We start from the raw sequence: 8546 nt of genomic DNA on the forward strand, positions 1-8546 counted from the left end.
GGGGGGGCCGGGGGGGGGGGGGCGCGGTGTGGGGCCCCGCGCCCCCGTGGTGGGGGGGGGGGGGGGGGGGGGGCCCCCCCCCGCGGGGGGGGGGCCCCCCCCCCGGGCCCGGTGGGTGCCGGTCGGGTGCCTCCGGTCAGCCCCAGACAATCTGCTCCTGAAGGTTCTTGCTGTTGCCGCCCAGGTTGTTCGAGGTGTTCGGCGCCACCCAGGTGTTGCTGCCGCCCGCGCCGATGATCCACGCGCCGTGGACGGTGTTGTAGTTGGCGTCGGAGCCGGCGTCGTGCCACACGGGCTGGCCCTGGGCGTTGCCGGCGGTAAGGAAGCGGTAGGCGTGCAGGTCCGGGACGTCGCCGCCCCAGAAGCCGATGTTCGAGCCCTGGTAGTTGGAGTTGTAGAAGAGGCACAGGTCGCCGTTGATGGTGTGGCTGGTGTCGCAGGACTCGACGATGAGGCCCGCCCACGGCTGGGCGTTGGCCGGCGCGGCGGTCAGCAGACCGGTGCCGAGGAGACCGGCGGTGGCGGCCAGAAGGGCCGCCTTCTTCATGACGCGCATGGTGGGTGCTCGCTTTCCGGGTCGAGTGGGACCGGCCCCCCGTGCGGCCGGTCCACGAAGCGGGGGAGTGCACGAACCGCCCTTGAAGCGGAACGGGTTGAGCTGTTTTCCGATCGGGCCCGCAGTGCTCGGTACAGAGACAGCAAAGTCCCCCGAGGGCCACGGCGGCCAATGATTCGATGACGTTCGAACGTCGAGTGTGCTGCTCCGCACCACCCGCGAGAGGACGACGGACGTGCTCCGGATCGACATGACCGCCCGGACGTTGGCGAACACCAGGTTCGTCATCTCGCCGCTGCACATCACCACGGACGCCCTGTGGCTGACCCGGCCGCCGGCCCGCCCCTCCCGGACGGGTTGGGGCCCGATGGTCCGCGACGCGCTCCGCGAGCACCGGCTGGTCCTGCTGCACTCACTGTTCGCCGGATCCTGGCGGTATCTGCCGGATTTCCTGCAACCCGAGCCGCAGAGCCACCAGGAGTCGATGGAGCGGGAGTTGCACGGCGTGGTCACCACCGATCCCGGGCGGATCGCGGCGGAGCTGGCGCTGATGCTCAGCGGCAGTACGGAGCTGCGGCTCGCCGGGGGAGCGGCCCAGCGGCCGCTGCTGGAGGCGATGGAGCGCGGCGAGCAGGCGTTCGCCGAGCTGGTGGCCGGCGAGCTCCACCAGCTGTGGGAGTCGGTGGTCTCGCCGCGGTGGCCGTCGCTACGGGCCCGGGCGGAGAACGACATCGCGCACCGGATTCAGACGGTCGGCCGCCACGGACTGGGGAACGGTCTCGGGACCCTGCACCCGTGGATCAGCTGGCACGACGACCACCTCCGGATGGCCGTCGACTTCCACGGCGAGATCGAAGCCCCGTCGACCCTGACCCTGATGCCCTCGGTGTTCAGCAAGGTGCCGCACTCGATGGTCGACCCGCTCCACGAACGGGGGGACTGCCGCACCCCGATCCTGATGTACCCCGCGCTGCCGCTGCCCGGCTCGGACCGGCCGCCCGGGCCCCCGGCGGGCGACCTGATGGGCGAGACCCGGGCCCTGCTGCTGGCCGACCTGGCCACCGGGCGGAGCACCACCGAACTGGCCGAACGCCACCGGCTCGCCGCCAGCACCGTCTCGTACCATCTCGGCGTGCTGTTCCGTTCCGGCCTGCTCACCCGGACCCGGGCCGACCACCGGGTGCTCTACCGGCAGTCCGCCCGGGCCCTCGAAGTGTTCTGACCACGGCGCCACGCGCCGCCCGCGAGACAGGCGGCGGGCCCCGGCGCCCGGACAGGCCCTAGCGGGACGGCCAGGGGGTCGGGAGCTGTTCGGTGGCCTCCGAGAGGTGGGCGGTGATGACCAGGGTGCCGTCCTCGACCTGGTAGTCGAGCGGGGCGGAGAGGCGGCGCATGGTGGAGATCAGGCCGGTGTTGGAGGCGTGGGTGACCGCGTAGACGGTGGGGACGCCGGCTTCCAGGGCGAGGGCTGCCATCCGGCGGAGCAGGTCGAACCCGAGGCCGCAGCGCTGCCAGGCGTCCTCGACCAGCAGGGCGACCTCCGCGCTGTCGTCGTCCCACATCAGGTGGGCGAGGGCGACGATCCGGCCGTCCGAGGACTCGACCGCGAGGGTCTGGCCGTGGCGGGGGTCGAGCAGGTGGTCGAGGTAGCGGTCGGCGTCCTTGACCGGGCCGTGGTAGCGCTTGCGGAGGGCGTCCGCGGAGCACCGGCCGTGCATGGCCAGGGCGGCGGCCTTGTCCTGGGCGTCGGCCCGACGGACCGTCAGGTCGGTGCCGGCCGGGAGGGTGAGCCGGGCCTCGACCTTGGGGACCCGGGGGCCGAGCAGCGAGTCAAGCTCGACCAGGGCCTGGGCCCGGGCGAACTCGGTCGGGGTGAAGGGGAGGTGCGGGCGGCTGAGTTCGATCAGGTCGCCGGAGGGGACCGGCAGCCGCATCACGTGACCGTCGACGCCCGCCAGCGCCTTGGCGCCGCCGTTCGGGAACTGCCGGATCGTGCACCGGCCGAACAGCCGGCGCAGCGCGACCGGCAGCTCGGCGGCGTCCAGCGCCGTCCGGGTGGCCAGCGCGAGGACGTGGGTCGGCTCGTCCACCAGGTCGTGGGCGTCGGCCTGTTCGGTCCAGATGTCCAGGCCGCCGCCGGTGGCGACCGCCCGGGCCAGGTCGGCCCGGCTGAGCGCCAGCGGGGCGCGGACCAGGAACTCGTCCACGGCGCCGACCGGCAGCGGGTGGGTCTGCATCGAGACGATGCTGACCTGCTGCCCGGCCAGGGCGGTGCAGATTCGGGCCAGGCTGCCGGGGGAGTCGGAGACGGTGGCGCGCAGCCGCCAGAGCGCGGTCTGCTCGAAGTCGCGCAGCGGTCCGGTCACCTCGGCCGCCTCGGTTCCCGGGGGTGCGGCCGGGTCTGGGCCGGGCGGCCCGTGCGGATGGCGGTGTGCCCACCAGGCGTGGAACACCGCCGTGGCGACCAGGGCGAGCGCGGAGGCGACCAGCAGGACCGGGCCGTCGTGGCCGTGCACGACCGTGTTGGCGACCAGGTCGGCGGCCGCCACCGCGACGAAGACCGCGGCGAGCTCGGTGGTGTCGCGGCGCCACCGGTGGTTGCGGGCGCTGCGGCGCTGGGCGCGGGAAGGCTGTGCGGAAGGCTGTGAAGTGGTGTCCATGGAAGCATGGTGCTCTTCCGGTGTTTCGCGATCACGAATCCCCCGTGACCTGTTGGTAAATGTCTGCGGATGGCATCCGAACTGCCTCCCCTCAGCTCAAGAACCGGTCGGACGCCCAGTCAGTTCCCGTCCTGCGCCACGGACTTCGGACAACAGCAGGTCGAGGTCGGCCTCGGTGGTGGCCGCGTTCAGCAGACACGCCCGGAGCATCTCCCGTCCGTCCAGGAGCGCGCCCGTAACAAAGGCCCGCCCGCCCAGCTGGACGGCGACCGGCAGGTCGCGGTTGACCGCGTCGGTCAGCGCCGGGTCGGCGGGCAGGTAGCGGAAGGCCACGATCGAGGTGCGGACCGGCGCGAGCAACTCCAGCTCGGGGTCGGCCTCGACCAGCGCGCCCAAGTGCCGGGCCAGTTCGGTGCAGCGGGCGATGTCGGCGGTCAGTCCGGCCCGGCCGCGGTGGGCGATGGTGGCCCAGACCTTGAGCGAACGGAACGGGCGGGTCTGCTCCATCCCGTACTCGGAGAACCAGCCGAGCGCCCCGGCCGCCTCGTCGCGCAGGTAGGAGGGGACCAGGCTGAAGGTCCCGCGCAGCTCGTCGGTGTCGCGGACCAGCGCGCAGCCGCAGTCCACCGGGACGCCGAGCCACTTGTGCGGGTCCAGGGCGAGCGAGTCGGCCCGGTCCATCCCGGCGTACTGGTCGGCGATGGCCGGGTCCAGCACGCCGAAGGCACCGTACGCGCCGTCCACGTGCAGCCACAGGCCCTCGGCCGCGCAGACGTCGGCGATCGGGTCGAAGGCGTCCACCACGCCGGTGCCGACGGTGCCGGCCGAGGCGACCGCGAGGAAGGGGAGCAGCCCGGCGGCGCGGTCGGCGGCCACCGCCTCGGCCAGTGCGGCCGGGTCGAGCCGGCCCTCGGCGTCGGTGGCGACGGTGCGCAGGTGGCGACTGCCGAGGCCGAGCAGCTCGACCGCCTTGCGGACGCAGGAGTGGGTCTCGGCGGTGGCGTACGCGACCAGCGGCGGCAGCCCGGCCAGGCCGTCCGCGCGCAGGTCGTGCCCGGCCCGGCGGGCGGCCCGGTTCCGGGCGGCGGCCAGGCAGAGGATGGTGGCCATCGAGGTGCCGGAGGTGAGGATGCCGCCGCCGGCCGGGTGCGGGAAGCCCACCAGCTCGGCGATCCAGCGGACCACGGCCCGCTCCAGGTGGACGTCGGCGTGGTCGCCGCCGGCCGAGCTGGGGTTCATCGCGGCGGCGGCCAGGGTGGCCAGCACCCCGGCGGGGGCGGGAGCCGAGTTCACCCAGCCGAAGAAGCGCGGGTGGCCGTTGCCCATCGGAGCGGTCATCAGCTGACCGCCGATCACCTCGAGCAGGCCCTCCAGCGGCATGCCGTCGGAGGGCAGCGGCAGGTCCAGCAGGGCCTGCCGGTCGGCCTGGTCCATCGGCTGCCAGACCGGCCGGCCGGGTACCGCGTCGAGGTAGTCGGAGACCAGCTCGGCGGCGGCCCGGGCGGCGGTGCGGAAGTCGTCGGCGGTGTCGTTCACGGTGCTGCTCCATCGGAGGTCATGGAGGCACGGCTTCCTCGGCGCACCCGGTGGTACAGACCTTAGTCGAGAGTGCTGGAGAGGCCACCCGCGCTGCGGCAGTAACCTGCGATCTCCTTGTTGGTGATCTTCGAGCAGAGCCGGGCGCCCGCACCGTTCTCGGTGTAGTTGACGGTGTAGTAGCTCATCAGGCCCTGGGTGCAGGCCTTGCGCTGCCAGGAGTCCGCGGCGGTGGCGCAGACGTTGCCGGCCCAGTCCTCGCGGTCCAGGTTGTACTTCATGGTCCGGGAGCCGACGCCCCGGCTGCAGTCGTTGGCGCCGCCGCTGGCCTGGCCGTTCAGGCACCACTTGAGCGCGTCGGCGAAGACGTTCTCGTGGTTCGCGTAGTCGTGCGAGCTCAGGTAGAAGGTCGGCGCGTAGAAGAAGCAGGCGGACTGGAACAGCGCGGGCTGGTCCTTGCAGGGGTAGAGCGGGTCCTTGGCGAGGGCGGCCGGGTCAAGGTTGGCCTTGGCCTTCTCGTCCTCCTCGTCGGGGCCGAAGAGCTGCATGAACAGGCCCTCGGAGCAGGTGATCTTCCGGCTGTCGGTGGGGAACTTGTTGCACAGCGCGCGGGCCTTGGCGACGTCCTGCTTGGCGACGAACATCGTGCCGTGGCCGACGCCGTGGATGCACGGGCCCTTGTTGGCCGGGGCGCAGAGCTTGAGCAGGTCCTCCTCCGGGTTGGTGGAGGCGTTCAGCATCTCCTCGACCGCGCCGTGCAGGTAGCCCGCCGCGCAGGTCTCGTGCGGGAAGGAGATGACCTTCTGGAAGTCCGCGTGGTAGCGCTTCACCGCGGTGTGCCCGAGCTCGTGCGCGATCGGGTGGCAGAACCGGACGGTGTACGGGAGCTTCTTGCTGATCGCGTCCAGCTCGGCCAGTGCGACGCCCGGGTCGGTGGCCTCCATCTTGGCCATCAGCTTGTTGCGCAGGGTGGAGCGGGTCCACACCGCCGGGTCGCCGGTCGGGCTGGGGGACGCGGCCGGGCCGCTGACCTGGGCCGCCGGGACGGGCTGGCCGGCCGGGGCGGCGGCCTGCACGGTGGTCTGCGGGGTCCACTGGGTGACGGCCACCGCGCCCAGTCCGAGCGCGCCCAGCAGGAAGGCGGTGATGATCGCGAAGAGTCGCGGTTGCATGTGCGGTGTTCCCCCGGCGGATCGCTTCGGACGGTTGCGTCTCCCATCCTGGCGTCGCCCGCCGGAAAGCGAGCGTTTCTGACGGCCATTCGGGAAGTGTCGGCCCGGCCGTTCCCCGAGCGGCCGACTGGTCAACGAGGAGAGCGCCCCCCGGTCACCGAACCGACACACTCTCACAGGACCGACACGGACGGTCCGCCGGGGCCGGATCGCGGTCGGCCGGAGCCGATGGTGGGAAACCCTGCCCGATTTCGGGCAGGATTCTTGGAGTGTGCCCGTCCGGCGCCTAGGCTCCCCTCTCGTGCCTGTCTCACCACACCCTCACGAAGACCTGCTCGCGCACCTGACCCGGACCACCCCGCTGGGGCCCGGCGAGGCCGCGCGGGTGATCGCGGAGGTGCTGGCGTACTTCTCCGAGAGCACCGAGGAGTACGTCCGCCGCCGCCACGGTGAGCTGCAGGCACGGGGCCTGACCAACGAGAAGATCTTCGACCGGCTGACCGGCGAGCTCACCGCCCGCCGGGTCGCGGCGCCCGAGCTGTCCACCCGTCAGCTGCGCCGGATCGTCTACGGCTGAGCCCGCCCCGTCCCACCCGACGACGTGACAGAGGAGTACCACCATGTGCGGCATCGTGGCCTACATCGGTCCCAAGGACGCCACCGCGTTCCTGCTCGAAGGGCTCCAGCGGCTGGAGTACCGGGGCTACGACTCGGCCGGGGTGGCCGTCATCGGGAAGCCCGGCACGCTCAAGGTGTGCAAGACCAAGGGCCGGGTGGCCGACCTGGCCGCCGCCGTGCCCGCGCGGTTCAAGGGCACCACCGGCATCGGCCACACCCGCTGGGCCACCCACGGCGTGCCGAGCGACGCCAACGCGCACCCGCACCTGGACAACGCCGAGCGGATCGCGGTGGTGCACAACGGCATCATCGAGAACGCCGACGAGCTGCGCGCCAAGCTGACCGCCGAGGGTGCGGTGTTCCGCTCCGAGACCGACACCGAGGTGCTGGCGCACCTGGTCGCCGCGCACGTCGGCGAGGGCGTGGAGCTGGAGGACGCGGTGCGCGCCGCGCTCGGCCACGTGGTCGGCACGTACGGCATCGCCGTGGTCGACGCCACCCAGCCGGACCGGATCGTGGTGGCCCGCAACGGCAGCCCGATCGTGCTCGGCCTGGGCGAGAAGGAGATGTTCGTCGCCTCGGACGTCGCCGCCCTGGTCCGCTACACCCGCCAGGTGGTGCACCTGGAGGACGGCGAGCTGGCCACCGTGCGCGCCGACGGTTTCCGCACCCTCACCGAGGACGCCCGCACGGTGACCCGTCAGCCGTCGACCGTGGACTGGGAGATCGACTCCTACGACACGGCCGGCTACGAGCACTTCCTGCTCAAGGAGATCCACGAGCAGCCCGCCTCGGTCGAGCGGACCCTGAGCGGCCGGCTCGACGAGCGGTTCGCCACCGCGCACCTGGGCGGGCTCAACCTGGACGCCCGCGAGCTGCGCGAGATCCGCCGGGTGAAGATCCTCGGCTGCGGCTCGGCGTACTACGCCGGCGAGATGGGCGCCCAGCTGATCGAGGAGCTGGCCCGGATCCCCGCGCACAGCGAGCCCGCCTCCGAGTTCCGCTACCGCAACCCGGTGATCGAGGCCGACACCCTCTACGTGGCGGTCAGCCAGTCCGGCGAGACCTACGACACGCTGGCCGCCGTCCAGGAGATCAAGCGCAAGGGCGGCCGGGTGCTCGGGGTGGTCAACACCGTCGGCAGCGCGATCGCCCGTGAGTGCGACGGGGGCATCTACCTGCACGCGGGCCCGGAGATCTCGGTCGCCTCTACCAAGGCGTTCACCTCCACCGTGATCGCCTTCGCGCTGCTCGCCCTGCACTTCGGCCGGATCCACGACCTCTCCCCGGCCGACGGCCGCCGGATCGTCGCGGGCCTGAAGGCGCTGCCCGGCCAGATCCGGGAGATCCTGGCCGACGAGGACAAGATCGCCGAGCTGGCCGCCGAGTACGCCCAGAGCGAGGGCATGATGTTCATCGGCCGGGTCCGGGGCTTCCCGGTCGCCCGTGAGGGTGCGCAGAAGCTCAAGGAGATCAGCTACGTGCACGCCGAGGCGTACCCCGCCAGCGAGCTCAAGCACGGCCCGCTCGCGCTGATCAACCCGGACCTGCCGACCGTGGCGCTGGTGCCGGACGACGAGCTGCTCGACAAGAACCTCACCACGCTCGGCGAGATCAAGGCCCGGGCCGGCCGGGTGCTGGCGATCGCCCACCGGACCCCGGACGCCAAGCTGGCCGACCACGCCATCCTGGTGCCGCGCAGCGAGCCGGAGCTCGACCCGCTGCTGCTCAACATCCCGCTCCAACTGCTCGCCTACCACGCAGCGGTGGCCCTCGGGCGGGACGTCGACAAGCCGCGCAACCTGGCCAAGAGCGTCACCGTGGAGTAGCCGCTCCGCCTAGGGGCCTGTGGTCGAACTCCCGTCGTCGCCCGGAGGCCGTGGGGCAGGCGGGAGTTCGACGACAGGCCCTAGGCCGTGTTTTAGAACGGGGTTCCGGTCCAGTCCTCGCGCTGTGATGATCATGGTGTGGGGCGTGGAGATCTTTCTGATGAGCAGTGGTCGG

General features: G+C 72.3%; 7 protein-coding genes. 3 read left to right on the forward strand and 4 right to left on the reverse strand.

Going from position 1 to position 8546, the window contains the following annotated elements; translation table 11 throughout:
- Positions 1-136: 136 nt before the first annotated feature.
- Positions 137-547, reverse strand: a complete 411-nt coding sequence (locus tag ACIRPK_RS35965) for a hypothetical protein (protein ID WP_403046917.1) — start codon at positions 545-547, stop codon at positions 137-139.
- Positions 548-791: 244 nt separating this feature from the next.
- On the opposite strand from ACIRPK_RS35965, the gene ACIRPK_RS35970 reads away from it, so the two are divergent.
- The gene (locus tag ACIRPK_RS35970) at positions 792-1778 is read left to right on the forward strand and encodes an ArsR/SmtB family transcription factor (protein WP_403046920.1); all 987 of its coding nucleotides are present in this window, start codon (positions 792-794) and stop codon (positions 1776-1778) included.
- Positions 1779-1836: 58 nt separating this feature from the next.
- Here the strand turns inward: ACIRPK_RS35970 and ACIRPK_RS35975 are convergent, their stop codons facing one another.
- The 3 genes from ACIRPK_RS35975 to ACIRPK_RS35985 form a co-directional block, all read right to left on the reverse strand.
- Positions 1837-3216 (reverse strand): GNAT family N-acetyltransferase, encoded by a 1380-nt coding sequence (locus ACIRPK_RS35975; RefSeq protein ID WP_403046923.1) that lies wholly within the window; start codon positions 3214-3216, stop codon positions 1837-1839.
- 96 nt (positions 3217-3312) lie between these two features.
- Positions 3313-4752, reverse strand: coding sequence for a pyridoxal phosphate-dependent decarboxylase family protein (locus ACIRPK_RS35980; RefSeq protein ID WP_403046925.1), 1440 nt, complete (start codon positions 4750-4752; stop codon positions 3313-3315).
- A gap of 62 nt (positions 4753-4814) precedes the next feature.
- Positions 4815-5924, reverse strand: a complete 1110-nt coding sequence (locus tag ACIRPK_RS35985) for a hypothetical protein (RefSeq protein WP_403046928.1) — start codon at positions 5922-5924, stop codon at positions 4815-4817.
- 301 nt (positions 5925-6225) lie between these two features.
- On the opposite strand from ACIRPK_RS35985, the gene ACIRPK_RS35990 reads away from it, so the two are divergent.
- Together ACIRPK_RS35990 and glmS are read left to right on the forward strand one after the other, a co-directional pair.
- Positions 6226-6501: a hypothetical protein gene (locus ACIRPK_RS35990; RefSeq protein WP_057235369.1), complete on the forward strand. Its 276-nt coding sequence runs from the start codon at positions 6226-6228 to the stop codon at positions 6499-6501.
- Between the two features lie 43 nt (positions 6502-6544).
- Complete coding sequence (gene glmS, locus ACIRPK_RS35995; protein WP_403046932.1) at positions 6545-8371, forward strand: glutamine--fructose-6-phosphate transaminase (isomerizing); 1827 nt, start codon at positions 6545-6547, stop codon at positions 8369-8371.
- The last annotated feature ends 175 nt before the right edge of the window (positions 8372-8546 follow it).

This window comes from Kitasatospora sp. NPDC101801, from assembly GCF_044766665.1.
In the GTDB taxonomy this organism is placed as follows: domain Bacteria; phylum Actinomycetota; class Actinomycetes; order Streptomycetales; family Streptomycetaceae; genus Kitasatospora.

Coding starts and splice junctions, on each gene's coding strand:
- glmS (WP_403046932.1), top strand. CDS start 6,545: ATGTGCGGCATCGTGGCCTACATCGGTCCCAAGGACGCCACCGCGTTC.
- ACIRPK_RS35975 (WP_403046923.1), bottom strand. CDS start 3,216: ATGGACACCACTTCACAGCCTTCCGCACAGCCTTCCCGCGCCCAGCGC.
- ACIRPK_RS35965 (WP_403046917.1), bottom strand. CDS start 547: ATGAAGAAGGCGGCCCTTCTGGCCGCCACCGCCGGTCTCCTCGGCACC.
- ACIRPK_RS35985 (WP_403046928.1), bottom strand. CDS start 5,924: ATGCAACCGCGACTCTTCGCGATCATCACCGCCTTCCTGCTGGGCGCG.